Source organism: Mesorhizobium sp. B2-3-6 (genome assembly GCF_006442305.1).
Classification (GTDB): Bacteria; Pseudomonadota; Alphaproteobacteria; order Rhizobiales; family Rhizobiaceae; genus Mesorhizobium.
On record NZ_VFVW01000001.1, the window covers coordinates 253,413 to 280,102 of the forward strand.

Here is a 26,690-nt window from a genome sequence, read left to right on the forward strand (position 1 = left end):
CTTTTCCAATATGCTCTCAACTATCATTTTTTCGCAATTCGCCCAACTATGTCCATACCATTTGGGCAAAGGGAGGGGATGGACACTAGAAAGAGTTGATGAAGTGGCGGATACCCTCACACCCGAAGAGCGCAGCGAACGAATGCGGCGTATCCGAAGCAAGGACACAAAGCCAGAGTGGAAGGTTCGACGCTTGCTGCACAAGGCACGATACCGGTATCGGCTACAAGGACGGCATCTACCTGGCAAACCTGATCTAGTGTTCCCGTCGCGTAAAATAGTTCTCTTTGTGCATGGGTGCTTCTGGCATCAACATCGGCAGTGCAAAATTGCCCATATTCCCAAATCTCGCTCAAGCTATTGGCAAGCGAAATTTCGGCGTAACGCTGAACGTGATGCATCCAATGCTGCAACACTTACGGAACTGGGATGGCGAGTGGTTGTCGTTTGGGAATGCGAAACCGCTGACCCCGATGCCCTGTTGTCTAGGTTAGCTGCAGAACTTGATCGATGATGGTTTGCCATGCGGTGATAGTGGTGTATCCATTTTCTCGCCCTGAGAAAATGGCATCCATTCGGATGCCTAGAGTCTCTTTGAGCACCTTTTCGGCGACTCAATGCCGGTCGGGCCAAGCATGCCCCTCACACCCCCAGCGTCGGCTCCGTATTCACCTCCAGCGCCTCCTCCGCCTCATCTTCCTCGCCAAGCACCTCACCCTTCACCTCAAGCGGCCGCCCGATCCAGATTGGGTCGACCAGGTGGTCGCGTTTGGGGTTGGTGGTGTTGGGGTGGACGAGGATGCTCAGGCCGCCGTGGTTCAGCATCAGCCAGGGAACCAGCGTGGCGAAGATCTCGGTGGCGAAGGAGATTTGGTACATGGCCTGCTGATGCGGGCCGACCGGTTCGTCGCGCCAGTTGCCGAGGCGCACGCGGAAGCGTTCGCCGATGCGCTGGCGCAGCCATTCGGCGTGCTGCCGCTCGGCCTCCCCCTCATAGTAGATGTGGGCGTGGTAGCTGGCGATCTCGGCGAGCGGCCTGGGCTGCCCGGCCGGCGTTGAACTGGCTCTGTCCATCCCGATACTCCCTTCGCCTGGTGCCTGGCGAAACTCTAGCCGAAGCACGAAGATCTTGTCTGTAGCCGTGATCAGTCGGCGCGTTTCCAGCAGGCTATGACATGGCCCGGCTCGACCGACTTAGCCATGGGTGCGCCGCATGGCGGTGGATGCTCAGGCCGTGCGAGTTGCCGGTCCAGACTGCGGATCGCTTGTAGCGCCTACAACGCCATGCCGGGTTCAGATGTCTGCTTTTTGGTAAGCGCAATTAACGTCCTGCGGCCGGCTTGCGCCGAATTCTGTTCATCCAGCCTTCAAATGACAGGGGCAATCACCAGCGTTGGTCCCACTTAGCTTCGTGGGCATTGCGTGAGGCCGCTCGGTGCGCTTCTATCCGTGCCGCCAATAGGGGGGTAATCAATTGTCTGCCAGGAACGAAACGTCCACCGGCCACGAAGCGAGCGAGGCCGGTTGGCTCGACCTTCATTTCGAATCATCGCGGCCCGAATATGAGGCGGCCTTGCTCGATGCCGGCATCCGCCCGGGCTGGCGCGTGCTCGATGCCGGTTGCGGCAGCGGCGGCTTCCTGCCGCTCATCGCCAGCGCCGTCGGCCCTTCCGGCTTCATTGCCGCGCTCGACCTCGCGCCCGAAAACATCGCCCGGGTCGAGGCGCTCGCGGGCACGCTGTCCGAGCCGCCGGACATTGCCACGCATGTCGGCAGCATCCTGTCGCTGCCCTTCGCCGACGCCTCGTTCGATTGCGTCTGGTCCGGCAATGTCATGCAGTATCTGACGCCGGCCGAGTTCGAGCTTGCCGTCGGCGAGGCCAGGCGCGTGCTGAAGCCGGGCGGCATCTTGGCGGTCAAAGATTTCGATTCGACCATCTTGCAGATCCTGCCCATGGACCGGGCGCTGCTGGCGCGCTTCATGGCAGCCAGGCTCCAGGGATTTCGCGAGCGGGGCGTGCTCGGCACCGATTGCGGTTCGACCCTTCCGGCGCGCCTGCGCCAGGCTGGCCTGGAGGTCGTCAGCCGCAAGGGCTGGCTGGTCGAGCGCTGGGCGCCCGCGCCTCGCTTCACGCGCGACTATGTTGCCGACCTGCTGGCCTATTTTGCAAGCGTCGCGCCGAGCTATGCCCTGCCTGATGCCGACCAGGCCTACTGGCAGGACCTGAAGCAGCGGCCGGATCGCCTGCTCGACGATCCGGACTTCTGCTACCGCGAGTTCTTCGTCATGGCGGTTTGCCGGACATAGCGCTCCGCCACGACGGCGGAAGCCGCGGGCGGGTGCGCGAGCCGCAGGCAAAACCGGTTCAGAGAACGAGACTGAGCCAAGCCGCATTCGCCAGCTCTCCACTCAAATGGCCGGCTTTCGAGCGAATTTCTTCGCGAACCGTTAATTCGGCCGTGCTGTTAATAAGCATCTGCTAATGAACTGGTTCGCGCGGGGGTACGCAATGACCAAGAATCTCGGCAATGCACGCTATGTGCCGCCAAAGGAGCCGCAAGGCTCGGCCCTCGGCAAGGTCGCGCCGGCCTTGTTTCCGCTGGCCGTGGTGGCGCTGGGCTATGTGATCGGCAGGCAGTTCTTCGGCCTATAGGCTCGGCCATCAGGCACCGGTTTCGGCCGCGGCTTCGGGCCTTGCTTCGGCGCGGATGCGGTCGCTTGCCACGAGCACGACCGGGCAGGGGACGGCGGCCAGCACCGCCATGGCGGTGTCGCCGAAGAACAGTTCCTCGCCCGGCCGCTGCGTGACGCCCATCACCACCATCGCCGCCCCCTTGGCCACTTCCCTGGCGATCGCCTTGTCGGGGGTAGCGCGGGCGCGGATGGCGGTGTCGACGGCGACGCCGTAGCGGTCGGCGAGATCGACGACATCCTTGAGCACCGCCTCCTCGCGACGATGCGAAACGGTGCCTTGCTGGGCGCCTTTGCGCGCCTGCGAGACATAGAGCACCTTGACCCGCGCCCGGTGCGGCCTTGCCAGCGCCAGGGCGAAATCGGCGGCGCGGCGCGACACTTCCGTGCCGTTGACGGGCACCAGGATGGTGGTTCCGGCGCGCAGCACCGGCATCTTGCCCCCGGCGCCGGCACCGTTCAGCACCAGGCAGAGCGGACCGTCGAAGCCGCTGGTCATGTCGTTGAGCGCCTCGGTGAACGATCCCTTCTCGGTCAACATGGCCTCGAGCCCGACCAGCAGCAGGCCATAGCCCTTGCGCGCCTCCTCGGCGATCGTCCGTGCTGTCGCGTCGCGTTCGCTGCGGGCGGTGAGATGCACCTTCTCGACCGGCGTGTCCTCGGCCTTGCTCACCGCTTTGGCGCTTCTGGCGGCGCCCTTCTTGACCTCCTTCAAGGCACGTTCCGGGCCCTTGTCGCGGGCCGGGCCGGCAAGCCTGCCGTCCTTGAGGTGGAGAAGCGTGGTCGGCATGCCGCTGCCGCCGCCGACCAGGCCCGCGAGATAGGCGGTGAACTTGCCGACCGAGCTGTCGTCGACCAGCAGCAGCAGCCGCTCCAGCTTGGAGACGAAGCCGCGCTCGTCGAGCAGCTCGCGGTCGACGCGCTGCTTCTCGGCGTCTTCGACGGGCAGCCGGCCGAGCGCCCAGCGCAACATCGGCGGCATGGCGAGCGTGGTGATGACAGCCATGGTGACGATCATGGTGAACAGATTGTGGGAGAGGATGTTCATCGACAGGCCGATCGAGGCGACGATGACCTCGGTCGAGCCGCGCGCGTTCATGGCGCTGCCGACGGCGGTCGCCTCCTTCAGCGTCATGCCGGCGAAGCGGCCGCCGATGAAGGCGCCGCCGAACTTGCCGATGCTGGCGATGAGCACCAGCGCCAGCGTCAGCAGCGCCAGTGTCGGGTCGGCGAGCACGGTGAGGTCGGCCGAAAGCCCGGCCATGCCAAAGAAGATCGGCATGAAGAGCGCCGTGATGACGCCGCGCAACTGGCTCTCGATGTGGCTGGACAGGATCGGCGATTCGCCGACCAATATGCCGGCGACGAAGGCGCCGAGCACGGTGTGGACGCCGATCAGGTTGGTGATCAGGGCCATCACGCCCATGATGATCAGGATGACCGATATGACGGCGTATTCGCTGCGGAAGGAATCGTTGCTCCAGCGGATCAGCGTGAACACCAGCCGGCGGCCGATGGTGAAGGAGAACACCATGAACAGCGCCACTTCGGCCACGGTCACCACCAGCGGCACGATTTGAAGGCTGCCATTGGTGGCGATGCCGAAGGTGACGGCGATGATCAGCCAGCCGATCGTGTCCTCGATGATGGCCGAGGAGATGATGACCTGGCCGAGATTGCGGCGCATGAAGTTCATCTCGCGCACCACCATGGCGACGATCTTGACCGAGGAGATCGACAGCGCCGTGCCAAGGAAAAGCCCGGCGACGACGCGCTCGCCGGGGTCGGGCAGCAGCGTGTCGGGCAGGACTTGCGCCAGCGCGAAACCGCAGGCAAAGGGCACGACGACGCCGGTGACCGAGATCGAAAAACACGCCGCGCCCACCCGGCGCACCAGGCGCAGGTCCGTCTCCATGCCGGTGAGCAGCAGGAGCAGCAGGACGCCGAGCTGGGAGACCGCCTCGATCATGCTCTTCTGCGCGGGGTCGGTCGAGAAGATCAGCTGCTGTGCGCCGGGCCAGAGCCAGCCGAACAGGGAAGGCCCGAGCAGGATGCCGCCGATCAGCTGGCCCATGATCGCCGGCTGGCCGTAGCGCTGGAAGATTTCGCCCAGGCCACGGCCGACCAGCAGCAGAAGCACGATCTCGGCGACGAAAACGCCCTCCGCCGAGCCGCCCATGCCCGCGGCGTGGCTGCTTGCCTGGGCTGCCCAGGCCGGGCACGGCGAGGCGCTCGCGGCGATGGTCAAGACGGCCAGGAGAGATGTCGTTTGCAGGCGCTGCCGGTCCATCCAGCCCTCAACAGATGATTTCCGGAACACTGTTCCCGTTCGGCAGGGCTGGCCTGCTCCGGCAGGATCGGATCAGGTCCGCACGCATCGCTGCTATAAACGTGCAATGCCGCGCAAGGTTGCGCGACACATTTTAGCCCGACCGCTTCGGACTGGCTGCCGGCAAGGGCTGCGCCGGTGAGGCGGGCGGCGGCTCCGGGCCGAAGACGCTGCGGCCGCCGAGCAGGTGCGACTGGTCGAACTCGCCGGCGACGATCTCCTTCAGGCTCGGGCCTGTGACGTAGCGCTCCAGTCGCCGCGCCTGGCCGTCGAGCCGCTGCAAGGCGGCAAGCTCCTCCTCGCGGCCGAGCTTGGCCTTGGCGACCGCCGACTTCATGACGGCGATGGTTTCGTCATAGACCTTCAGCGGCACCGGGAAGGGATGCCGGTCCTTGCCGCCATGCGCCAGCGAGAAGCGCGCCGGGTCGGAAAAGCGGCACGGCGCGCCATGCACCACCTCCGCCACCATCGCCAGCGCCCGCACGGTGCGGGCGCCGACGCCCGGCACCAGCAGCAATTCGGGAAAATCCGTCGGGCCGCTCTCGATGGCGGCCGAGATGTTGCCGTGCAGCCGGCGCATGACGATGTCGCTTTCGCGCACGTCATGATGCGCCGGCATGACCAGATTGGGCAGCATTGGTTGTGCACTGTCGCGCTTTGCTTCAGTCGCCGCAGGCTCGATGGCGGCGAATTCGTGCACGATCCGGTCGGGACCGAGCTGGCGCAGAAGATCGAGCTGGCCGCTGCGCGAGGCCTCGGCGCGATGGTCGGTGAGGTTGACAATCTCGCCCTGCCGCTCGCCCTCGATGGCCGTGTGCGGCTGGTCGACGAAACTCTTCAACCCTTCCGACAGCCAGTGGTAACGGCGCGCCTGCCTTCTGTCGCCGTTCATGCCTTGCTGGACGACCACCCAGCGGCTGTCGTCAGTGACGATGAAACCATGCAGATAGAGGTCGAAACCGTCCTGCACGGCGGCGCTGTCGACCTTGGCGACCAGGCGGCTGGCGGTGGCAAGGGCCGCGCCGTCGAAGCCGACACGTTCGCCGATCATCTCCAGCTCGTGCGGCGTCTTGCGCGAATGAGCGCCACGACCGCCGCAGACATGAATGCCGAGCTCGCCCGACAGCGGCGTCAGCCCGCGCTTCAGCGCGCCAATGACGCTGGTGGTGATGCCGGACGAATGCCAGTCCATGCCCATCACCGCACCGAAGGACTGGAACCAGAAGGGATGCGCCAGCCGGCGCAGCAGCTCGTCGCGGCCGTAATGGTGGATGATCGCCTGACACAGCACCGCGCCGAGCCGCGTCATGCGGTCGCCCAGCCACTTCGGGACCCGTCCGCCATGCAGCGGCAGGTCGGCGCTGCCGCTTCGCTGCGTCACTTGTTTCGATGCTCCGTGGCCGGCCGCCCAGAGGCCGGCTCTCTCCCTCTAGATGGCATCCATGCGGCTATTTTCCAAGCCGGCACACAGGCGCTCATTCGCGGTTTGATTCAGGATGGCGCCTCACCCGGTTGTTCGCAAAGCGTTTTTGTCTGTTGGCGGGCTAGACATGCACGTCTCCGAAGGAGAGTTCGCCGTTGTCGTCGGGCGTCAGTAAGGCGACGGCCAGCAGGCCGGCAAAGAGGACGGCGACCAGCGTGACGATGACCAGGCCGGGCACGGGACCCAGGGCGGCGGCGCTGACGGCCTCGCGCAATGTGCCGACGAAACCCACCGGCGCGGCCTTGTCGAGCAGGCTGGGCGTCGATAGTTTGAGGATCCAGGCGAGCAGCAGGATCAGCATCATATGGATGTAGTTGCGGCGCAAACGGCGCGCCAGCGCCACCCGCTGCGAGACCAGGAATTTCGGCGTGCGCAGGCTTTCGCCGACGATCAGCAGCCAGTCCGAGGCGAAGTCCGGCTGCGGCGAGAAGATCTGCGCGAAATAGTGGCGCTCGAACTGGCGCACGCGGGCGCGGTAGACGTCGAAGAAGCGGTAGCGCCGCGCCTCGATCCACAGCAACAGCAGCACCAGCAGCATGGCGAACAGGAGCACGCCGTGATGGGCACTGGCCGTCGACAGCGACACCGACAGCATCGCGGCCACGACGGTGATCGCCCAGTTGCTGGTCCTGTCGATACGGTCGCGCCATCCCGCCATGCGCGCAATCTCGGCGCGATGGAAATGCGACATCACGGTGACCATTTCGCTGGGCGAAAGCGTCCTGCCGATGGGCGTTGCCGGCGCATCGTTCATAGTTCCCTCCCAACCCAATGAAACGCGTGGAAGGCGATCTCGTTCCGCCGACGGCGGATGGCGCCGACCCAGGCGGACTTGCGGCCACTTCTGTCGCGACGGCGGTGCGCCGAGGCTTTTCAAACGCTTGGGCAGGTCCGCTCAGCTTCTGAGTCAGCGTCCGAGTGGCTCTGGCTCTTGAGAATCCCTTTGCCTTGGGCAACATGGCGGCAAGGCTGGAGTACGAAGATGAACAGTCCGATATCCGCCGCACGTTCACAGTCCACGTCGCGAACCGCGGCGATGGCGCTGACGGAGGCGCTGGTCGCCCGCACCTTGCGCGCGGTCGAGGATGCCGGGCCGACGCCGGGCATGGTCTACATGACCGATGCCGACTATGCGCGTTTCAGCGACGAAATCCTGGCCGATGCGCCGGCCGGGCCGCTGAAACTGTTCGCCTATGGCTCGCTGCTGTGGAAGCCGGCGGGCGAGGTGAGGGGAAGCGAGCGCGCGGTGGCGACCGGCTGGCACCGCTCTTTCTGCTTCACCGTGCAGCGGTTTCGCGGCACGATCGAGCAGCCCGGCCTGATGATGGCGCTCGACCGTGGTGGCCAATGCCAGGGCATGGTGTTCGAGATCGCGGAGCCGGTTGCCGACAATCTCGAGGCGCTGCTGCGCCGCGAGATGACCATCCTGCCCGCCGTCAACGTGCCGCGCTGGCTGCGGGTCAGGACCGAGGGCGGCATGTGCCGCGCGCTCGGCTTCGTCGTCGATCCCGCCAATGCGCGCTATGTCGGCAGGCTGGACAAACGGGCGATCGCGGCGACGCTGGCCCGGGCCGCCGGCCATTGGGGCTCGGGCGCGCAATATCTGTTCGAGACCATCCGCCACCTCGACGCCTGCGGCATTCGCGATCGCAACCTGTGGCAGTTGCAGGCATTGGTGGCCGAGGAGATCAACCGCGTCCACGCCCCGGTTTAGCGATCGGCGTTTCCAGCGCAGCGCGACCCGGAAGTTCCGGACGCTTTCCCGCCACTCCAAATCTTCCGCTTGACGAATACATATCCCGACGGTTATACGTTGATCAATAGCCAACGGGTTATCGATTAAATGCCGGATGCTCATGATGCGCTCTTCAGGACGCTCGCCGACCCGACGCGGCGCGCCATCTTCGAACGGCTGTGCCGCCAGGGAGAGCAGACGGTGGGAGCGCTGACGATCCAGTCGGGGGTCTCGCAGCCGGCCGTGTCGAAGCATCTGGGCGTGCTGAAGCAGGCCGGGCTGGTGCGCGACCGCCATGAAGGCCGCCAGACGCATTACAGCGCGCAGCTCGGCGCGCTGGCGCCGCTGATGGACTGGACGCGTGAGATGGCCGGGTTCTGGGAAAGCCGGTTCGACGATCTCGAGGATCTGCTCAAAAGGATGGACCAGTGAACGACACTGCCGCCGACACCCGCACTGTCGTCGTCGAGCGGCAGATTTCGCATCCGCCGGAAAAACTCTGGCGCGCACTGACGCAACCGCATCTGATTGAGGAGTGGCTGATGAAGAACGATTTAAATCCGGTCGTGGGCCATCGCTTCAACCTCAGCACCGCCTGGGGCGGCGTGCTGGATTGCGAGGTGCTTGCCGTCGAGCCGCACAAGACGCTGTCCTACACCTGGAACCTCGCGCACCAGGACCCGGCCTTCGATCTCAGGAGCGTGGTGACCTTCACGCTCACCCCGACGCCCGCCGGGACCCATCTGCGCATGGAGCAGTCCGGTTTCCGGCCCGAGCAGAGGCGGGCCTACGGCGGCGCCAAGATGGGATGGCCGAAATTCCTGGAGAAGCTGGAAGAGCTCCTGGCACGGACGGACTGAGGTCGGTCGGCACGGTCATAGCAAGACTGTTCGAGGGCAGCCCGGAGCAAACGAACCTATGGAGGATATGCGATGAAGATCAAATTGACCCGCGTCTATGTGGACGACCAGGAGAAGGCACTTGCCTTCTACACCGACGTGTTGGGCTTCACCAAGAAGGCCGATTTCAGCAACGGTCCGTTTCGCTGGCTGACCGTGGCTTCGCCGGACGAGCCTGAGGGAACCGAGCTGCAGCTTGCGCTGAACGACAACCCGGCGAACAAGGCCTACCAGCAGGCCTTGTTCAAGCAGGGCCAGCCGGCGCTGATGCTCTTCACCGACGACATCAAGGCCGATCACGAGCGCATCAAGGCGCGGGGCGCGGCCTTCGCCATGGCGCCGACCGAAGTGACCGGCTCGACCATAGCGCAGCTCAACGACAGCTGCGGCAACCTCATCCAGATCACGCAGCTGGCGCGCTGGTAAGCGGCGTTTCGTTCATTTTCCAGGAGGAGATAGCATGGATTGGAACAAATGGGTCCGGCAAACGCATCGCTGGCTGTCGATCATTTTCACGGGGACCGTCCTCGCCAACTTCGTCGCCATGGGCTTGGGGCAGCCGCCCGCCTGGGTGGTCTATTCGCCGCTGCTGCCGCTGTTCCTGCTGCTGTTCAGCGGCCTCTACATGTTCGTGCTGCCATACGCCGCCAAGCGGCTTGACGGGCGGCAGCGCGCGAGCCAGTAAGGACGGGATGGATGGCGAAGAGGCAGGGGCAATCAGCCAAAGGCGCCGCCAGGCCTGCAACCGCCGGTCCGGTCCTGCTTTCTGGCGGCAATCCGCAGATCGCCAAGGGCGAAGGCAACGCGCCCGTCCAGGCCTATATCGCGGCCATGCCGGGCTGGAAGAGCGAGGCCGGCGGCCGCCTCGACGCGCTCATCGAGCGTGCCGTGCCTGATGTGCGCAAGGCCGTCAAATGGAACTCGCCCTTCTATGGCGTGGAAGGCGAGGGCTGGTTCCTCAGCTTTCATTGCTTCACGAAATACATAAAGGTAGCCTTCTTCCGCGGCATGTCGCTGGACCCGGTGCCGCCTGGCCAGTCCAAAAGCAAGGACACGCGTTACCTTGACATTCATGAGGACGACCAGTTCGACGAGGCCCAGTTCACCGAGTGGGTGAAACAGGCGAGCCGATTGCCCGGCGAACGGATGTGAGATTTGCGCGCCGGGCCCGGATTTGCCGCGCGCAACAGAGCGCCTATGATCGGGCGGACGGGCGGTGATCGCCCTCAAGGCTGAAGGAGAACGGACATGACGAAGAGCGGGTCGCCAGAAGGCAGGTCTCCTTCGCAGCTCATAGACGGCAGGATCGAGGAACTCGGCGACTGGCGCGGCGAGATGCTGAGCCGGCTGCGCGGCCTGATCCGGCAGGCCGACCCCGAGATCGTCGAGGAGTGGAAATGGCGCGGGGTCCCGGTGTGGGAGCATGCCGGAATGATCTGCACCGGCGAGACCTACAAGAACGTCGTCAAGCTGACCTTTGCCAAGGGTGCGGCGCTGCCCGATCCGTCGCGCCTGTTCAACTCCAGCCTGGAAGGAAACACTAGGCGCGCCATCGATTTCCAAGAGGGCGAGGAGGTCGACGAGGAAGCGTTCAAGGCGCTTATCCACGCCGCCGTCGCTCTGAACAAGTCAAGGGCCCGGCGATAGGCTCCGTGTAACTGGCACCGAAGAACGCGGCGGGCAGAACGAAGCCTGTCGCGCTCCTTCGCGCCCTCCTGACCTCACCCGTCCCTCAGCCATACCAGCATCTCGCCGGGCTCGCGGTTGTCCCAGGCGAAATAGGGGATGGCGGTCAGCCGCGTCTGTCTGGCAGCGGGCGGGTCGGTGCGGTAAAGCCCGTTTTGCCAGCCCTCATCGGTGTCGGCCAGCGCTGTGGTCGAAAGCGCCACCACGCCGCCCAGCAGGTCCGGCTCGTCATGCGCCTCGATGCTTGCGGTGCGCGGCAATGCGATGCGGTGCAGGCTGCCGTCATTGTCGGTCGCCTCGACGCAGTAGATCAGCGGGCCACGCGACAGCGCGACGCGGCCGGCGTCCTGGCGCACCTGCGGGTTGGCGTAGAGCCGTTCGATCGGCATTTCGAGATCGAGGCGGACGCTATCGCCCTTCTTCCATGTGCGCCGGATCGCCGCGTAGCCATCGCTGGTGACGTCCTCGAGCTTCACCGTCTCGCCATTGACCTTGAGCGCCGCGCCAGCGCTCCATGCCGGCACGCGCAGATGCAGGGTGAACGCGACCGGCGCCTGCGGCTCGATGGTGATGGCGACCGCGCCGTCCCAGGGGTAGCGGCTCGCCTGCGTCAGTGCCACCGGCACGCCCGCTATGTCGAAACGAGCGGTGGAATCGCCATAGAGATGGACGGCAAGCGCGTCGTCCGCCAGGCTGTAGAAATAGCTGCCGATGGAGGCCACCATGCGCCCGATATTGGGCGGGCAGCACGGGCAGCGGTGCCATTTCCATCTGTTGTGCCGGCCCCGGCTTTCCAGCGGGTTTTCGTAGAAGAACAGCGAGCCGTCGAGCGACAGGCCCGAGATCGAGCCGTTGTAGAGCGCCCGCTCCATGATATCGGCGTAGCGGGCGTTCGGCCCCATGCCGAGCATGCGGCTGGCCCAGAACACCAGGCCGACGGCGGCACAGGTCTCGGCGTAGGCGCTCTCATTGGGCAGGTCGAAATCGCTGGTAAAGCCCTCATTGTGCGCCGACGGCCCGAGCCCGCCGGTGATGTAGAGGTTCTTGCTGGTGAGATCGTCCCACAGCCGGTCGAGCGCCACCCGCAAGCTGTCGTCGCCATATTCGGTGGCGATGTCGGCCATGCCGGAATAGAGATACATCGCCCTGACCGCATGACCGACGACCTTGTCCTGCTCGCGCACCGGAATGTGCGACTGGCTGTATTCATAGGTCTTGAAATGATAGGCCTTGGGATCGGTGCCGCGGGCGCGCGCCTCCTCGTCGAAATAATGCGGTTGCTGGCCGCGCTGGTCGATGAAGTATTTCGCCAGCTCCATGTATTTGTTCTCGCCAGTCACCCGCGCCAGCTTCACCAGCGCCAGCTCGATCTCCTCATGGCCGCAATAGCCCTTCTTCTTGCCCGGCTCGGGCCCGAGCACCGAGGCGATATGGTCGGCATAGCGGCACATGACGTCGAGCAGCTTGCGCTTGCCGGTCGCCTGGTAATAGGCGACGGCGCCCTCGATCAGGTGGCCGGCGCAATAGAGCTCGTGGCAATCGCGCAGATTGGTCCAGCGCAGGCCGGGCTGGATGCGCTGGTACCAGCTCGAGAGATAGCCGTCCGGCTGCTGCAGCTTTTCGTAGAGGTCGATGACGGCGTCGATCTTCTTCTCCAGCTCCGGGTTCTTGGCGCGGTAGAGCGAATAGGCCGCCGTCTCGATCGTCTTGCCCCAGTCGGAGTCCCAGAACATCTGCGTCGTCACCGTCGAGCCGGTGAAGCCGGGGGAAGCCGCCTCGTCGGGCGAAGGGGAATGGAACGGGATGACGACGCCGGGCGAGGGCCGGTCCGGATCGATCTGCTCCAGCATGCCCGCCTCGACGCAGCGGTCGTAGAGGATATCGGCGGTGCGCGCGGCGACGGCATCGGCACGGTCGCCCCAGAAGCCGTGCACGTCGACCTGCGGTACCGGTAGCGGCCGGAAGGCGAGTTTGGGCCTGGAGGCGCTGGCAGGCCTGGCAGAAGACGATGCGGTCATGAACTTACTCCATTCGATCGATCACTTGACGGCCCCGGCCATCAGGCCGCGGATGTAGAAGCGCTGCAAAGCCAGGAACAGGATCAGGCACGGCACCATCATCACGGTGACGCCCGCCTGCACCGCGCCCCAGTCGATGGCGCCGAAGCGGCCGGACTGGAGTGCGGTCATCATCACCGGCAGCGTGAATTTGGACTGGTCGGTCATCAGCACCAAAGCGGCGAGGAACTCGTTCCAGGCGCCGAGAAAGGCGAACAGCGCGATGGTGACGACGCCCGGCCAGACCAGCGGCAGCATCACCTTCAACAGCATGGTGGCGTTTCCGGCGCCGTCCATGCGCGCGGCCTCCTCGATCTCGCGCGGCACCGCGTCGAAGGCGTTGCGCATCATGAAGATCGAGAACGGCAGTTGCAGCGTCACATAGACGCCGACCAGCCCGGTCAGCGTGTTGTGCAGGCCAAGCTTGGTGAGCACCAGGAAGATCGGCGTCAGGATCGACTGGAACGGGATCATGATCGTCGACAGGATGAGGACGAAGAACAGGTCCTTGAGCGGAAATCGGAAACGCGAGAAACCGTAGCCGGCGAGCACGGAGACGACGACCGAGACCAGCACCGTCATGACAGAGACGTAGATGCTGTTCTGCGCCGAGACCCAGAGCCCGTCGCCGAACGTGTTGAGCGTGGCGTAGTTCTCCAGCGAGAAGCCTGTCGTCGGCCAGGGCGGCAGCGGCGGCTGCCGCGCCTCCTGCGCCGGCTTGAAGGCCGACAGCGCGGCCCACACGATCGGCGCCACGAACAGCACCGAGGCGACGATGCCGGTGGAGTGCCTGACGACGCTGGCGGCGAGCTTGCCTTGAGCGGACATTGCCTGCGCCATCAGTCGAGGCCCTCGGGCTTCCTCAGCAGCCAGAGCTGCACGAGGCTGAGCGCCACCAGGATCACCAGCAGCACCATGGAGAGCGCCGCGCCATAGCCGAGCTTGAACGACACGAAGGACTGGTTGAAAATCCAGTACACCGCCGTCAGCGTCTGGTTGCGCGGGCCGCCGCGCAGGATGATGTAGAACTGGTCGAAGGCGAGGACCGAGCCGGCCACCGACAGGATCAGGGCCAGCGCCAGGGTGCGGCGCATCAGCGGCAAGGTAATGGCCCGGAATCTTGCGAACGGGCCGGCGCCGTCGATGACGGCCGCTTCCTGCAAATCCTGCGGGATCGATTGCAGGCCGGTCATCAGGATGATCATGGTGAAGCCGGCGACCTTCCACACCACCATCGCGATGATCGACCAGAAGGCCGGCTGGAAGGTGGCCAGAAGATTGAATTTCCTGTCGATCAGGCCGAGGTTGTAGGCGGCCGGGCTGAACAGGCCGGAATCGACGTTGAGCAGCCATGACCAGAGCAGGCTCGCCGAGGCGAAACCGACCACCGCCGGCATGAAGAAGGCGGTGCGGTAGAGATTGGTCAGCGGGCGCGGCCGTTCGATGAAGATGGCCAGCGGAAAGGCGACGGCGAAGATCGCGATGGTGACGATCACCGTGTAATAGCCGGTGAATTTCAGCGCATTCCAGAACCTGGTGTCGCGCAGGATCGCGACGTAATTGTCGAGGCCGATGAAGGAGTGCCCGCCCATCAGGGGCCAGTTGTGCAGCGACATCCACGCCGTCATGCCGAGCGGGATGACGAAGAACACCATGACCAGCGCCACGGCCGGCGCGACGTAGATGAGACCGATCCATTGCCGGCGACCGGCACCGACGAGTTTTCGGGGGCGGGGCGGGGCGGTGGTTGCTGTGATGGTGGTCATGGCTGGCCCGCTTTTCCTTCTCCCCTTGTGGGGTGAGCGGCCGGTTCGCCGGAGGCGAATTCATCGTGCCAGTGGCACGATGAAAGGCCGGCGAACACCGGGACGCTGCGAAGCAGCGGGGACCCGGCAGAGTGGATCGGCCACCACCCGGCCCTTCGCAGGCTCAGGGCGTTCGAAGCTCGAAAAGCCAAGCAGTTGGCTTTTCTTCCGCTGCGCGGACCGCTTCTCACCCCACAAGGGGAGAAGGGGAGGCGAAGTGCGCTAGGTCCCAAGCTGTCGATGCTAGTGAGTCTTCTCAACGCGATAGCCCTGTATCTGAACCAAACAGTATCCGGCCACCCGCTCAGGGAGACAGGCGGGCGGCCGGCAGGCGCCTATTTCTGCGGCGCCTGGTCTATGATCGACTGCATGGTCTCCTGCGCATTGGCGATGGCGCCGTCGACGTCGTCGCCGAAGAACACCTCGTTGACCATCTGCGTCCACGGGCCGTTGGCGGAGTTGATCAGGTCGTTGAACACCACCGAATAGGGCGTCTTGCCCTTGGCCATGGCCTCGGCTGCGACCTGGTAGCGCGGGTCGAGGTCTTTCAGCGCGTCCTTGGCGATGTCGCCGCGCACCGGCAGGCTGCCATATTTGGCCAGGATCGTCTGGCCCTCCAGCGAATAGGCGAAGTCGAGGAACTCCTTCACCACATCGATCTTCTTGGTGCCCTTGGTGACGACGAAATTGTCGCCGCCGGCAAAGGACGACCAGCCGCCATCCTTGCCCGGCAGGAAGGTGATGCCGTAGTCGATGTCGGGATACTGGGTGTTGAGCGCGCCGATGGCGAAGGCGCCCGAAGGCGAGATGCCGATGTTGCCGCCGGCGAAGGCGGCGAAGAAATTGGCGCCGGTGTCGGTCTGGGCGCCTTCCGGCACCAGGCCCTTCTTGACCATCGAACGATAGAGATCGATGGCGCCGCGCAGCTGCGGGCTGTCCAGCGTCGCCTTGGAGCCGTCCTGCGAGAGGATGTCGCCGCCCGAGGCCCAGACCAGCGGCGTGAAGGTGAAGATGTTGCAGCCGCCGCAATTGCCGGAGAAGTAGAAGCCCTTGATGTTGCCGCCGAGCGCGTTGACTTTTTCGGCGTCGGCTTCGATCTCGGCCCAATTGGCTGGGCCCTTTTCGGGGTCGAGGCCGGCCTGCTTGAACAGCTTCTTGTTCCAGATCAGCACCGAGGCGTCGGCGGAGAAGGGCAGGCCGTAGATGCGGTCCTTGTAGGTGCCGGTCTTCACATGAGCCGGCGACAGGCTGGCGAAATAGGGGAGCGACTTGGCCCAGTCGGTGATGTCCTCCAACTGGCCGGCGGCAGCAAAGGAGGGCGTGTAGATCAGGTCGAGCGACAGCGCGTCGGGCGCCGTGCCGCCGGCGGCGGCAGCACCGTATTTCGGAATGATCTCGGCGTTGGGGATGATGTCGAGCTTGATCTGGTTGGTGTGGCCCTTGTTGTAGGCATCGACGATGCGCGGCATGAAGTTCGAGCCGTCGGCGCGCACCCAGATGTTGGCGGTCTCGGCGGCGGCAAATTGCAGCCCGCAGCCGAATACGGCGGCCGTCAAGGCCAGCCTGGCAATCAAAGTCCTCATATTCTCCTCCTCCACGTTTTGGCCGCGACGCGCGGCTTGCCGCCGATTGCGGCGTTTGGTTCTTCAGCCGTCCGGCAGGCGGCCGCAGGACTGACGCACCACCAGCCGGCACGGCAGTTTCCGGATGCCTGGCGCGGCGGGCTTGCCGCCGACCAGGGAAAGCAAGGTCAGCCCCGCTTCGCGGCCGAGCGCAGCCAGGTTCATGTCGACCGAGGTCAGCGGCGGGCGCGTCGCTTCGGCCACGATCTCCCAATTGTCGAAACCGATGACGCCGACATCGCCGGGCACGTCGAGACCGCGTTCGCGCAAGGCATCGATGACGCCGCGCGCGATCTGGTCGTTGCCGCAGAAGACGGCGTCCGGTCTTTCGCTTGCGTCGTCGGCCGCGCCGTCGAACAGCCTCGCCACGGCTTCGTGTCCCCAGGCCTCCGACCACGAGCCGAGCAGCGGCTCGGTGACCGACAGGCCGTTCTCGGTCAGAACATCGCGATAGGCCTGCGCCCTGGCGTGCACCACGGCAAAGCTCGCCGGTCCCGAGACATGGGCGATGCGCCTGCGGCCGAGCCGACAGAAATGCTCCACTGCCAGCCGCGCGCCGCCAGCGTCGTCGGAGACGAAGGCGACGGCGTCGGGATCGGGCTGGGTGAAGGCATAGATCACCGGAATGCGCAGATTGGACAGATCGACCGGCAGAAGACGGTCGATGCGCTTGCCGGTGGCGATGATGCCGTCGACGCGCTTGTCGAGCATGGCCTCGACATGGAGCTGGCCGAGACGCGGATCCTCCTCGACATTGCACAGGAACACCGAAACGCCGGCGTCGACCAGCGCGTCGGAAATGCCCGACATCAGCGGCAGCGAGAAGCGGCCATAGGTATCGTTGGTGAGCAGGCCAACGGTGAAGGAGCGTCGCCGCAGCAGGCTCTGTGCCAGGCTGTTGGGCCGGAAGCCGAGGCGCTGCGCGGTCTCGCGGATGCGCTCGCGGGTCTCGGCGGTCATGCGGCCCTGGTCGTTGAGCGCCTTCGAGGCGGTGGCGACGCTGACGCCAGCCTCGGCTGCCACGTCACGCAAGGTGACGGGCTTGGGAAAGGCTGGCTGATCGTCCAATGCCATTGCGGCGAAAATCCCGATTGGGAAAAGGTTTTCTCTTACAGGCCGGAATGACCCGGCCAATGGCCGAGCCCGCTCGGAAATGTTTGGAAAAACCTTTTCTCAACCCAAACTAGGCCAGATCCAGAGGCTGTTCAAGAGGAAAAGTGGCTGGTCCTCCGGTGGTGCGAAGTGGCCGCCGGAGGGCGGGCTCACGGGCTCGGCGCCCGGCGAGTTCATCAGGCGAATTCCTGATCGGGAGCCGTCAGTGCTGCCCACGGCGCGAGCCGGCCAAAGCAGCAATCGGCGACATGTCTACAAACGACTCTTCGGTCTTAACGCTTGCGCAAATATTATCGGTTAGTTCGCTAGTCATGGCCTCGTGGCGGAGCGGCTACGCTGGAGACGGCAAATCTCTGAAGCCTCGGTTCGATCCCGAGGCGAGGCCTCCAAAAAATCATATGACGTAGAGCCTGCGTCGGATCATCAAGGGCGATGGGTCTTGCCAGCTTGCATTTGCGACCTGGGCCGGACAGGTCCTCGTCTTCGTTGTGACGCTGATGTGCCGGCAAGAAGACTGCTACCCAGCCGACTTGCGCGCTTTCAGCATCTGACGATCGGGGTCACGTGGCATGCGGCCGGCGTTAAAGCAGCCTATTTGCATTTGGCATGCAGGGCACTCGCCAAAAGAGTGCTATGGAAGGGCAAGAGCTTGCCCGCTCCGACTTTCCCCGACATTCGAGGCCATTTTCGTGCGTGAACCGTCGCTGTTGCCCGTCTTTGGAAAACTTGGCGCCAAGGGACCCCGTGCCGTTACGGTGGAACCGGTCCCGTCGGCAGGTATCGCCCCGCGGCTGCGGGAGGCGCTGGCCGCCCATGGCGGCATGGTGTTGAAGCTGTCGGTCGTCGCCTGGACGATATCGGTCCTGGGCATGGTCTTCTTCATGTTGCAGGGCTGAGGCAAATGGCCAACCGCTACGCACTGCGCATGGACTTGCCCCAAAGCTGGGCCATCATCGACGTCTTCACCGGCCAGCCCGTCGTCGTCAGGCAAAGGGCGATGGTCGGCATGAGCCCGCGCGACGCCAACGCCATGGTCGATCAGATGAATGTCCGGGACGTCAAGCGCCGGGAGAAGGCGGAGCGTAAATCCTGATCCAGCGCCGTCCGCCTGTCGTCTCAGCGGAAGTCGTCGGCCGTCAGCACATACATGCTCTTGCGCGTGCGGTCATAGGCCTTTGACGCTACGTCGCGGATGACACTGCTCTCGGTGTCGAAGGTGGCGAGATAGCCGGCTTCATTGGCTGCCGTCGCCGGCTGCATCCTCGTCATGGCATCGGCGGCGACCGAGAAGGAAATCTGGAACATGCCGTCATAGCCGACGAACCGGATGCGCTTGCCGGCCTCGTCGTAGCTGCGGCTGCGGTTGGGGAAGGTCAGGCTCATGATTTTGCCTCCGTCGTTTTCTTCACCGCGCGTTTCTTCTTCGGCGTCGGGTTCAGGGCCTCGGCCACGCGGTCGGCTTCTTCCTTGGCCAGCCGCAATTGCCTCAGCCTTGCCGTCTTGATCTCCCTGGCCCTCGCTTCGGACATATATTCGGCGGTTGCCTTGTTGCGCTCCGCCGTCTTCTTCTGCTTGTCGACAAAGCGCGCTTCAGCTTTTTCCATGATCGTCTGGTTGCCGTCGGCCATCGAGGAAATCTCCCTTGCGTCTGAAATCGTGAAAATGAACTTGTCCGATAAATAGGCACTCTGCCGGGAAAATTCAAATTTTTGAAATATTTGGTCGTTTTCCGACCCGATGAAACCGGGCGCCGAAATAATACTATGATTATTCAATATCCGCTCGGAATAAATTTTGGCACTCCTATCTATCGAGTGCCAAAGAGCCTATAGAAGGGGGCGGCCGCCTATGCCGGCCCCAGAAAGAAGTTCTCATGAAATTTCGGCCACTCCACGACCGCGTCGTCATCCGGCGCGCCGAAGGCGATATCAAATCCAAGGGCGGCATCATCATTCCCGACAATGCCAAGGAAAAGCCGCAGGAAGGCGAAGTGATCGCGGTTGGTCCCGGCGCCCGCGACGAAAACGGCGCACTTGTTCCGCTCGACGTCAAGGCCGGCGACTTGATCCTGTTCGGCAAATGGTCGGGCACGGAGGTCAAGATCGACGGCGAGGATCTTCTGATCATGAAGGAAGCCGACATCATGGGCGTTATCGAAAAGAGCGTCGAAGCCAAGAAGGCCGCCTGACTGAAGCGCCGCGCCTCTGCGCGGTGACGGCTCCACTCCAAATGCGAACTGGATAAAATCATGTCTGCCAAGGAAATCAAATTCTCCACCGATGCGCGCGACCGTATGCTGCGCGGCGTCGAGATCCTCACCAATGCGGTCAAGGTCACGCTCGGCCCCAAGGGCCGCAACGTCATCATCGACAAGGCCTATGGGGCGCCGCGCATCACCAAGGACGGCGTCACCGTCGCCAAGGAAATCGAGCTTGCCGACAAGTTCGAGAACATGGGCGCGCAGATGGTGCGCGAAGTGGCCTCGAAGACCAACGACCTCGCCGGCGACGGCACCACCACTGCCACGGTGCTGGCCGCCTCGATCCTGCGCGAAGGCGCCAAGCTGGTTGCCGCCGGCATGAACCCGATGGACCTCAAGCGCGGCATCGACCAGGCCGTCGCGGCCGTCGTCGTGGAAATCAAGGCGAAGGCCAAGAAGGTCAAATCGTCGGCCGAGATCGCGCAGGTCGGCACAATCGCCGCCAATGGCGATGCCAGCGTCGGCGAGATGATCGCCAAGGCGATGGACAAGGTCGGAAATGACGGCGTCATCACCGTCGAGGAAGCCAAGACCGCGAACACCGAACTCGACGTCGTCGAAGGCATGCAGTTCGACCGCGGCTATCTCTCGCCCTATTTCGTCACCAATGCCGACAAGATGCGCGCGGAGCTGGAAGAGCCCTATATTCTCATCCACGAGAAGAAGCTCGGCAATCTGCAGGCAATGCTGCCGATCCTCGAAACGGTGGTGCAGAGCGGCAGGCCGCTGCTGATCATCTCCGAGGACGTCGAAGGCGAGGCTCTGGCGACGCTGGTCGTCAACAAGCTGCGCGGCGGCCTCAAGGTCGCGGCCGTCAAGGCGCCGGGCTTCGGCGACCGCCGCAAGGCGATGCTGGAAGACATCGCGGTGCTCACATCCGGCCAGATGATCTCCGAGGATCTCGGCATCAAGCTGGAGAACGTCACCATCGAGATGCTCGGCCGCGCCAAGCGCGTGCTGATCGAAAAGGACACCACTACGATCATCGACGGCGCCGGCACCAAGGCGACCATTCAGGCGCGTGTCGCCCAGATCAAGGGCCAGATCGAGGAAACCACCTCCGACTATGACAAGGAGAAGCTGCAGGAGCGGCTGGCCAAGCTCTCCGGCGGGGTGGCCGTCATCCGCGTCGGCGGCGCCACAGAGTCGGAAGTCAAGGAAAAGAAGGATCGCATCGACGACGCGCTGAACGCCACGCGCGCGGCGGTCGAGGAAGGCATCGTGCCGGGCGGCGGCGTGGCCCTGCTGCGTGCCAGGACGGCGCTTGCCGGCCTGGGCGGCGCCAACGCCGATGTCACCGCTGGCATCTCGATCGTGCTCAGGGCACTCGAAGCGCCGCTCCGCCAGATCGCCGAGAATTCGGGCGTTGAAGGCTCCGTTGTCGTCGGCAAGCTCTCCGACAGCAAGGATCACAACCAGGGTTTCGATGCCCAGAACGAGGCGTATGTCGACATGATCAAGGCGGGCATCGTCGATCCGGCGAAAGTGGTGCGCACCGCGTTGCAGGATGCCGGCTCGATCGCCGCGCTTTTGATCACCGCCGAAGCGATGATCTCGGACATTCCGGCCAAGGATGCCGCGCCTGCGGGCGGCGGTGGCGGCATGGGCGGCTACTAGGATTCGGCCGGCTCGCGAAGGTGGTTTCATAAAAGCCGTCTTTCAGGCCTGATCCGTATCTCGCCGAACCGGCCTTTGCCGCAGGCGAGACGACTATCGCCGGGGGATTCTCCCCCGGCGCGCAGGCCTCTGGCCCAGGAGATCGATCCATGATCGTGTTCGTGCAGAAGCCACAGACGGTCGTCACGACCGAAACGACAGAGGAAAGCCGCTTCGACCGCATCCGCAGGATTGCCGCCGACAAGCACAAGAAATCCGAGCCCGACCCGGCAACGCCACAAAAGGGCGACCCCAAGCGTCCGATGTAATAGCGGCGCCGCCGCCGCTACATTCCGCTCAACCTCAGCACCACATCGCGCGTCAGCGGCGCAAGTTCGACGGAATTGGTCGAGCCGGGCTCCAGCCAGATGATCTCCTCGATCTCGGCGGCGGCTATCGGCTGGCCGTCGATGGAGAGCGCGAACAATTCCGCCTCGACCGTGCTGTCCGGCTCGTTGGCGGCCGTGGCCGAGAACAGGCCGAGCCAGGAGGTGGTGGCGGGGTCGACCGCCAATCCGAGTTCCTCGCGCAGTTCGCGCACCAGGGTGTCGAGCGGGGCCTCGCGCGGCTCGATCTTGCCGCCGGGCTGCATGAAGGCGCTGGTGCCGCGCTTGCGCACCAAAAGCAGCCGGCCCGACGCATCCGCGATGACGCCGGCAGCGATCCTGATCTTGCGGCTTTCGTGGCGGGTAGGATTCACGGTAGACTGTTCCGGTGGTCGTTTGGTGCAGAGCGCCTGCGGAAAACGGAACCGCGATTCTCAGTTCGGAGACAAGCCATGTTCGCAGCCAAAGCCATCGACACTTCGGACAAGGCCGCGTTCTACCGCGATCTTGCCGCGCAACTGAAGGCGCTGCTCGAGGGCGAGGGCGACTCGATCGCCAATGCCGCCAACACCGCGGCGCTGATCTTCCAGATGGTGCCCGATCTCAACTGGGCGGGCTTCTATTTCCTGGCCTCGGACGAGGAATTGGTGCTGGGTCCGTTCCAGGGCAAGCCGGCCTGCGTGCGCATTGCCGTAGGCAAGGGCGTATGCGGCACGGCGGTCGAACTCGGCACCTCGATGCTTATCAAGGACGTGCACGATTTCCCCGGCCACATCGCCTGCGACGCCGATTCGCGTTCGGAACTGGTCGTGCTTCTCGAAGACGATGAAGGCGTCTTCGGCGTGCTCGATCTCGACAGCCCGCTGCCCGGCCGCTTCGACAAGGCGGACCAGGCCGGCATCGAAACACTGGCCGCGATCTATGTGGCGGGGAGTTCGTTCGAGGATTAGGCGCTTTCCTGCCGGACAGAAGGGGCGCCGTAGAGCGCTACCTTTGGGGCCTAGGCCAACTTCACCAGCATCAGACTGAAGCCGCCGATGAATAGGAAGGCCGAGAAGGCGAGCGCCAGCGGGCGCAGGCCGCGCGAGCGCAGCTGCGAGATATCGGCCTGCAGGCCCATGGCGGCCAGCCCCATGGTCAGCATGATGGTGGTGGCGAGCGCCATCGCCGATTTCACTTCGGCGGGTATCGCGACAAGGCTGTTCAGAGCCACGACGGCGACGAAGGCGGCGACGAACCATGGCATGGGCGGGCGCGCCGCCTGCTGGTCGCTGCTGCTCTTGCGGCGCGCCATCAGGCCCAGCGCGATGACCATCGGCGCCAGCATGGCGACGCGGGTGAGCTTGGCGACGGTGGCGATCTCGCCCGATTGGGTGCCGTTCTGGAAGCCGGCGCCGATGACCTGCGCCACCTCATGGATCGAGGCGCCCGCCCACAGGCCGAAAGCATGCTGGTCGAGGCCGAGCAGCGGCGCCAGCAGCGGGAAGCCGAGCATGGCGACGGTGCCGAACAAGGTGATCGAGGCGACGGCGTAGGTGACGTCCTCGTCGCGCGCGTCGGTGACGATGTTGGTGGCCACGATTGCCGAGGCACCGCAGATCGAGGTGCCGGCGGCGATCAGCTGCGCCAGTTTCGCGTCGACGCCGATCAGCCGGCCGAGTGTGATGGTGAAGACGAAGGTGGCGCCAAGGGTGGCTGCCACGATGCCGACACCTCCGGCGCCGATCGACACCACCTGGCCGAGCGTCAGCTGGAAACCGAGCAGCACGATGGCGAAGCGCAGCAGCCGGCGCTGCGAAAACGCGATGCCGGCCTTGGCGTGCGCCGGCGTGCCGAGCACGTTGGAGTAGATCATGCCGGCGACGACGGCTATTATCATCGGGCTGAACAGGGCAAAGCCGGAGACGTTGTGGGCCGAGAAGGCCACCGCAGTGATCATCGCGACCAATATCATACCGGGCACGGGTCCGGCCTTGGTCGAGTCGAGCGCCTTGCGGCGCTGCGCGGGTTCGGCGGAAATCAGGCTTTTTGGAATATCGTTCGCAATGTGGGATAAGGAAGACAACGTCATGCTCCAGGCGACTTCGCCCGGGGAATGCCATTCCCCAACTAATCTTTCCAATGAATTATTTTCGTTAGAATGATCGATTTTTCAGGACGGTTTCCGGCTTGCGGACCAAAATGCCGGTGCAGGCCAAGGCCGGTATCGGCATGCAACTAATTGCGGCTGGTGACGCAGCGCGGCAAAGAGGCCTGGCACCGCCAGAAGATGGCTTGGCATTGGCTTGACGGGCCACTCATGCTGCGCCAGCTTGGCGCCATGTTCGTTCTTCCCCGCGCCAATGTCATGCGACGCCGAACCTGTACACTGCGAGGCGGCATGATTGCGCGACGACGAGGAGTGGCCCGTTAATTCCGGTTCGTTCTTCCCAGCCCCGCCCGCGCAACCGTCGGCGGGCTGTTCATGTCTGGAGCCCTCGATGAGCATCAATCCTTCCATCCAGTTCCGGCAGGCCGGGCCGGCGGACGCCGCAGCCATCCGGGACATCGTGCGCTTGGCCTATGCCAAATGGGTGCCGCTGATCGGCCGCGAACCGCTGCCCATGCGCGCCGACTACGACATAGCGGTTGCAGAGCATGAGTTCGACCTTGCGACCGAGCAGGGCGAAATCGTCGGCGCGATCGAAACCATGCCAGCCGATGATCATGTCTGGATCGAGAATGTCTGCGTGGCACCGCATGCGCAGGGAAGGGGGATCGGCCGGCTGTTGCTGGAGCGGGCTGAACGCAAGGCGGCCGAAGCGGGCCGCAACGAACTTCGCCTGCTGACCAATGGCGCCTTCGCGGCCAATGTGTCGCTTTACAAGAGGCACGGCTATAGGATCGACCGGGAGGAGCCGTTCATGAACGGTACGTCTGTTTATATGAGCAAGAGGCTCGCTGGATAGACCGCAATCGGAGTTCGACAATGGCTGCCAAAATCAGGCTGAAGCAACTGCCCGGGCTGTACGCGATTTCGCGGCTCGAGCCTGGAGCGAGCATTCCCGGTTGGGCGGACGGGCCAGGCTTCGTCAGCATTACCAGAACCGAGGATGAACTTTCGATCGTCTGTCTGCAGGATCGCGTTCCAGATGGCGTCAAGCGGGATGACGAGTGGGTCGCCTTCAAGCTCCAAGGACCTTTCGCCTTCGACGAAACCGGCATCGTGTTGTCGGTCATCAGGCCGCTGTCGGAAAACGAGCTGGGCATTTTCGTGGTGTCGACTTTCGACGGCGATCACCTGCTGGTGAAAGCCGCCGATCGGGTCGCGGCGACACGGCTTCTGGGCGAAGCCGGGCATACTCTGCTTTAACTCGTTCTATTCCAGCTATCCGCCCGGCTGGTTCAACCGCTCGCGGCTCGCTCACCAGTTCGGGGGTTGCGTTTGACAGTGCCGGTCGCGCATCGTTATTTCTAGCCAGATATCACGCCGGACGGCTGTGCGGGCGCCCCTCAGGAGAAATCATGTCACACAATCTGCAGTTCTACATCGATGGCGCGTGGGTCGATCCTGTCGTGCCCAACACGCTCGATGTCATCGATCCGTCGAACGAAGATAGTTTCGCGCAGATTTCGCTTGGTTCCAAGGTCGACGTCGACAAGGCGGTGGCCGCCGCGAAGCGCGCCTTCGGCACATTCGGCTTCACCTCGGTCGAGGAACGGCTCGACATCCTCAACCGCGTCATCGAGGTCTACAAGAAGCGCAGCCCGGACCTGGCGCTCGCCGTGTCACGCGAGATGGGCGCGCCGCGCCGGATGGCGCTCGACAGCCAGGTCGGCATCGGGCTCGCGCATCTGGCCAAGATGGCGGAAGTGCTGAAGAGCTTCCAGTTCCGGCAGGTCAAGGGCTCCTCGCTGATCGTCAGGGAGCCGATCGGCGTCGTCGGCCTGATCACGCCATGGAACTGGCCGCTGAACCAGATCACCTGCAAGGTGGGTCCGGCGCTTGCCGCCGGTTGCACCATGGTGCTGAAACCTTCCGAGATCGCGCCGCTCGACGCCATCATCTTCGCCGAGATCCTCGACGAGGCCGGCGTGCCGAAGGGCGTGTTCAACCTCGTCAATGGCGACGGTCCCGGCGTCGGCCAGGCGCTGTCCAGCCATCCCGATATCGACATGATGTCGTTCACCGGCTCCACCCGGGCCGGCATATTGGTGGCCAAGGCCGCCGCCGACACGGTCAAGCGCGTGCACCAGGAACTTGGCGGCAAGTCGGCCAACATCCTGTTCCCGGACGTCGACCTCGCCACCGCGGTGACCAAGGGCGTCGCCGGCTGCTTCAGCAACAGCGGCCAGTCCTGCAACGCGCCAACCCGTATGTTCGTGCCACGCGACCGTCATGACGAGGCGACTTCCTACGCCAAGGCGGCGGCGGAAAAGTTCGTGGTCGGTCCGGCCGACGCTCCCGGCACCAAGCTCGGCCCTGTCGTCAGCCAGGCCCAGTTCGACAAGATCCAGGACATGATCCAGAGCGGCATCGACGAGGGCGCCACGCTGGTCACGGGCGGCCCCGGCCGTCCGGCCGAACTCAACCGTGGCTACTATGTCAGGCCGACCGTGTTCGCCGATGTCACCCACGACATGCGCATCGCGCGCGAGGAGATTTTCGGGCCGGTGCTGGCGATCATGCCCTATGATACGGTCGAACAGGCGGTCGAGCAGGCCAACGACACCGTCTACGGCCTTGCCTCCTATATCCAGGCCAAGGATATCCAGAAGGCGCGCGACGTCGCGGCGCGCATGCGCTCCGGCAACGTCTACATCAACTATCCCCAATGGGACGCCGGCCTGCCCTTCGGCGGCTACAAGCAATCCGGCAACGGCCGCGAATACGCCGAATACGGGCTGGAGGATTTTCTGGAGATCAAGGGTATCGCGGGGTATGAGGCGGCGGAGTAGGCGGACAAGAGCCGCCCTCACAGAACGTGGGTTCCTCGCCCCCGCAAAGCGGGGGGAGGTGGCCCCGAAGCGGTCGGAGAGGGGGCTGC

At 64.4% G+C, this 26,690-nt stretch carries 32 protein-coding genes; 19 read left to right on the forward strand and 13 right to left on the reverse strand.

The window, feature by feature from the left end; genetic code table 11:
* Positions 1-10: 10 nt before the first annotated feature.
* On the forward strand, positions 11-514 hold the full coding sequence (locus FJ953_RS01155) for a very short patch repair endonuclease (RefSeq protein ID WP_210242373.1): 504 nt from the start codon (positions 11-13) through the stop codon (positions 512-514).
* Between the two features lie 128 nt (positions 515-642).
* Here the strand turns inward: FJ953_RS01155 and FJ953_RS01160 are convergent, their stop codons facing one another.
* Positions 643-1,074, reverse strand: coding sequence for a DOPA 4,5-dioxygenase family protein (locus tag FJ953_RS01160; RefSeq protein WP_140622824.1), 432 nt, complete (start codon positions 1,072-1,074; stop codon positions 643-645).
* A 400-nt stretch (positions 1,075-1,474) separates the two neighbouring features.
* Between FJ953_RS01160 and FJ953_RS01165 the strand changes: the two genes are divergently transcribed.
* On the forward strand, positions 1,475-2,308 hold the full coding sequence (locus FJ953_RS01165; protein ID WP_246674676.1) for a methyltransferase domain-containing protein: 834 nt from the start codon (positions 1,475-1,477) through the stop codon (positions 2,306-2,308).
* Between the two features lie 202 nt (positions 2,309-2,510).
* Entirely contained in the window at positions 2,511-2,654 is a 144-nt protein-coding gene (locus FJ953_RS30345; protein WP_181170906.1) for a hypothetical protein, read from the forward strand.
* A gap of 9 nt (positions 2,655-2,663) precedes the next feature.
* Here FJ953_RS30345 and FJ953_RS01170 read toward each other — a convergent pair whose 3' ends face one another.
* From FJ953_RS01170 to FJ953_RS01180, 3 genes are all read right to left on the reverse strand, one after another.
* Positions 2,664-4,871, reverse strand: a complete 2,208-nt coding sequence (locus tag FJ953_RS01170; RefSeq protein WP_140623469.1) for a cation:proton antiporter — start codon at positions 4,869-4,871, stop codon at positions 2,664-2,666.
* A 244-nt stretch (positions 4,872-5,115) separates the two neighbouring features.
* Positions 5,116-6,402 carry a DUF763 domain-containing protein gene (locus tag FJ953_RS01175; protein ID WP_140622826.1) on the reverse strand — a complete coding sequence of 429 codons (1,287 nt, stop codon included), beginning with the start codon at positions 6,400-6,402 and terminating at the stop codon, positions 5,116-5,118.
* Between the two features lie 163 nt (positions 6,403-6,565).
* Positions 6,566-7,258 carry a DUF2270 domain-containing protein gene (locus tag FJ953_RS01180; RefSeq protein ID WP_140622828.1) on the reverse strand — a complete coding sequence of 231 codons (693 nt, stop codon included), beginning with the start codon at positions 7,256-7,258 and terminating at the stop codon, positions 6,566-6,568.
* Positions 7,259-7,486: 228 nt separating this feature from the next.
* On the opposite strand from FJ953_RS01180, the gene FJ953_RS01185 reads away from it, so the two are divergent.
* The 7 genes from FJ953_RS01185 (at position 7,487) to FJ953_RS01215 (ending at position 10,785) form a co-directional block, all read left to right on the forward strand.
* Complete coding sequence (locus FJ953_RS01185) at positions 7,487-8,218, forward strand: gamma-glutamylcyclotransferase (RefSeq protein WP_140622830.1); 732 nt, start codon at positions 7,487-7,489, stop codon at positions 8,216-8,218.
* A gap of 129 nt (positions 8,219-8,347) precedes the next feature.
* Entirely contained in the window at positions 8,348-8,671 is a 324-nt protein-coding gene (locus FJ953_RS01190; protein WP_140499215.1) for a metalloregulator ArsR/SmtB family transcription factor, read from the forward strand.
* Positions 8,668-9,099 (forward strand): SRPBCC domain-containing protein, encoded by a 432-nt coding sequence (locus FJ953_RS01195; RefSeq protein WP_140582629.1) that lies wholly within the window; start codon positions 8,668-8,670, stop codon positions 9,097-9,099. Before FJ953_RS01190 ends, FJ953_RS01195 begins: the two co-directional genes overlap by 4 nt.
* Before the next feature lie 72 nt (positions 9,100-9,171).
* Complete coding sequence (locus FJ953_RS01200; RefSeq protein WP_140622832.1) at positions 9,172-9,564, forward strand: VOC family protein; 393 nt, start codon at positions 9,172-9,174, stop codon at positions 9,562-9,564.
* A gap of 34 nt (positions 9,565-9,598) precedes the next feature.
* Positions 9,599-9,823, forward strand: coding sequence for a hypothetical protein (locus tag FJ953_RS01205; protein WP_140516265.1), 225 nt, complete (start codon positions 9,599-9,601; stop codon positions 9,821-9,823).
* 11 nt (positions 9,824-9,834) lie between these two features.
* Positions 9,835-10,290 carry a DUF1801 domain-containing protein gene (locus FJ953_RS01210; RefSeq protein ID WP_140622834.1) on the forward strand — a complete coding sequence of 152 codons (456 nt, stop codon included), beginning with the start codon at positions 9,835-9,837 and terminating at the stop codon, positions 10,288-10,290.
* Positions 10,291-10,386: 96 nt separating this feature from the next.
* A complete protein-coding gene (locus tag FJ953_RS01215; RefSeq protein WP_140622835.1) occupies positions 10,387-10,785 on the forward strand; it encodes a DUF1801 domain-containing protein in 399 nt (132 codons plus the stop codon).
* A gap of 74 nt (positions 10,786-10,859) precedes the next feature.
* On the opposite strand, the gene FJ953_RS01220 is transcribed toward FJ953_RS01215, so the two are convergent.
* The 5 genes from FJ953_RS01220 to FJ953_RS01240 form a co-directional block, all read right to left on the reverse strand.
* The gene (locus FJ953_RS01220; protein WP_140565498.1) at positions 10,860-12,842 is read right to left on the reverse strand and encodes a glycoside hydrolase family 127 protein; all 1,983 of its coding nucleotides are present in this window, start codon (positions 12,840-12,842) and stop codon (positions 10,860-10,862) included.
* 21 nt (positions 12,843-12,863) lie between these two features.
* Positions 12,864-13,721 carry a carbohydrate ABC transporter permease gene (locus FJ953_RS01225; RefSeq protein WP_140521386.1) on the reverse strand — a complete coding sequence of 286 codons (858 nt, stop codon included), beginning with the start codon at positions 13,719-13,721 and terminating at the stop codon, positions 12,864-12,866.
* The gene (locus tag FJ953_RS01230) at positions 13,721-14,647 is read right to left on the reverse strand and encodes a sugar ABC transporter permease (RefSeq protein WP_140622837.1); all 927 of its coding nucleotides are present in this window, start codon (positions 14,645-14,647) and stop codon (positions 13,721-13,723) included. Before FJ953_RS01230 ends, FJ953_RS01225 begins: the two co-directional genes overlap by 1 nt.
* A gap of 374 nt (positions 14,648-15,021) precedes the next feature.
* On the reverse strand, positions 15,022-16,269 hold the full coding sequence (locus tag FJ953_RS01235) for a sugar ABC transporter substrate-binding protein (RefSeq protein ID WP_140516254.1): 1,248 nt from the start codon (positions 16,267-16,269) through the stop codon (positions 15,022-15,024).
* Between the two features lie 63 nt (positions 16,270-16,332).
* The gene (locus FJ953_RS01240; RefSeq protein ID WP_140622839.1) at positions 16,333-17,382 is read right to left on the reverse strand and encodes a LacI family DNA-binding transcriptional regulator; all 1,050 of its coding nucleotides are present in this window, start codon (positions 17,380-17,382) and stop codon (positions 16,333-16,335) included.
* A gap of 728 nt (positions 17,383-18,110) precedes the next feature.
* Between FJ953_RS01240 and FJ953_RS01245 the strand changes: the two genes are divergently transcribed.
* Positions 18,111-18,317 carry a hypothetical protein gene (locus tag FJ953_RS01245; protein ID WP_140521390.1) on the forward strand — a complete coding sequence of 69 codons (207 nt, stop codon included), beginning with the start codon at positions 18,111-18,113 and terminating at the stop codon, positions 18,315-18,317.
* Positions 18,318-18,322: 5 nt separating this feature from the next.
* Positions 18,323-18,514, forward strand: coding sequence for a hypothetical protein (locus FJ953_RS01250; RefSeq protein WP_140521391.1), 192 nt, complete (start codon positions 18,323-18,325; stop codon positions 18,512-18,514).
* Positions 18,515-18,537: 23 nt separating this feature from the next.
* Here FJ953_RS01250 and FJ953_RS01255 read toward each other — a convergent pair whose 3' ends face one another.
* Positions 18,538-18,804, reverse strand: a complete 267-nt coding sequence (locus FJ953_RS01255; protein ID WP_140499190.1) for a DUF1488 domain-containing protein — start codon at positions 18,802-18,804, stop codon at positions 18,538-18,540.
* A complete protein-coding gene (locus FJ953_RS01260; RefSeq protein ID WP_140499188.1) occupies positions 18,801-19,049 on the reverse strand; it encodes a hypothetical protein in 249 nt (82 codons plus the stop codon). Before FJ953_RS01260 ends, FJ953_RS01255 begins: the two co-directional genes overlap by 4 nt.
* A 245-nt stretch (positions 19,050-19,294) precedes the next feature.
* Here FJ953_RS01260 and FJ953_RS01265 point away from each other — a divergent pair, with 245 nt between their 5' ends.
* From FJ953_RS01265 to FJ953_RS30350, 3 genes are all read left to right on the forward strand, one after another.
* The gene (locus FJ953_RS01265; RefSeq protein WP_140516246.1) at positions 19,295-19,609 is read left to right on the forward strand and encodes a co-chaperone GroES; all 315 of its coding nucleotides are present in this window, start codon (positions 19,295-19,297) and stop codon (positions 19,607-19,609) included.
* Positions 19,610-19,669: 60 nt separating this feature from the next.
* Positions 19,670-21,298 carry a chaperonin GroEL gene (gene groL / locus FJ953_RS01270; protein ID WP_140622841.1) on the forward strand — a complete coding sequence of 543 codons (1,629 nt, stop codon included), beginning with the start codon at positions 19,670-19,672 and terminating at the stop codon, positions 21,296-21,298.
* A gap of 149 nt (positions 21,299-21,447) precedes the next feature.
* Positions 21,448-21,606 (forward strand): hypothetical protein, encoded by a 159-nt coding sequence (locus tag FJ953_RS30350; RefSeq protein ID WP_181167223.1) that lies wholly within the window; start codon positions 21,448-21,450, stop codon positions 21,604-21,606.
* 17 nt (positions 21,607-21,623) lie between these two features.
* Here the strand turns inward: FJ953_RS30350 and FJ953_RS01275 are convergent, their stop codons facing one another.
* Positions 21,624-22,037, reverse strand: a complete 414-nt coding sequence (locus FJ953_RS01275; RefSeq protein WP_140622843.1) for an NUDIX domain-containing protein — start codon at positions 22,035-22,037, stop codon at positions 21,624-21,626.
* A gap of 78 nt (positions 22,038-22,115) precedes the next feature.
* Here FJ953_RS01275 and FJ953_RS01280 point away from each other — a divergent pair, with 78 nt between their 5' ends.
* Positions 22,116-22,613, forward strand: coding sequence for a GAF domain-containing protein (locus FJ953_RS01280; protein WP_140622845.1), 498 nt, complete (start codon positions 22,116-22,118; stop codon positions 22,611-22,613).
* Positions 22,614-22,663: 50 nt separating this feature from the next.
* Here the strand turns inward: FJ953_RS01280 and FJ953_RS01285 are convergent, their stop codons facing one another.
* A complete protein-coding gene (locus FJ953_RS01285) occupies positions 22,664-23,728 on the reverse strand; it encodes a YeiH family protein (protein ID WP_140622847.1) in 1,065 nt (354 codons plus the stop codon).
* A gap of 415 nt (positions 23,729-24,143) precedes the next feature.
* On the opposite strand from FJ953_RS01285, the gene FJ953_RS01290 reads away from it, so the two are divergent.
* The 3 genes from FJ953_RS01290 to FJ953_RS01300 all read left to right on the forward strand — a co-directional run bounded on the left by FJ953_RS01290 (position 24,144) and on the right by FJ953_RS01300 (position 26,601).
* On the forward strand, positions 24,144-24,611 hold the full coding sequence (locus FJ953_RS01290) for a GNAT family N-acetyltransferase (RefSeq protein ID WP_140521584.1): 468 nt from the start codon (positions 24,144-24,146) through the stop codon (positions 24,609-24,611).
* Between the two features lie 20 nt (positions 24,612-24,631).
* Complete coding sequence (locus tag FJ953_RS01295) at positions 24,632-25,015, forward strand: ACT domain-containing protein (protein ID WP_140521395.1); 384 nt, start codon at positions 24,632-24,634, stop codon at positions 25,013-25,015.
* 152 nt (positions 25,016-25,167) lie between these two features.
* Complete coding sequence (locus tag FJ953_RS01300) at positions 25,168-26,601, forward strand: aldehyde dehydrogenase family protein (RefSeq protein ID WP_140622849.1); 1,434 nt, start codon at positions 25,168-25,170, stop codon at positions 26,599-26,601.
* The last annotated feature ends 89 nt before the right edge of the window (positions 26,602-26,690 follow it).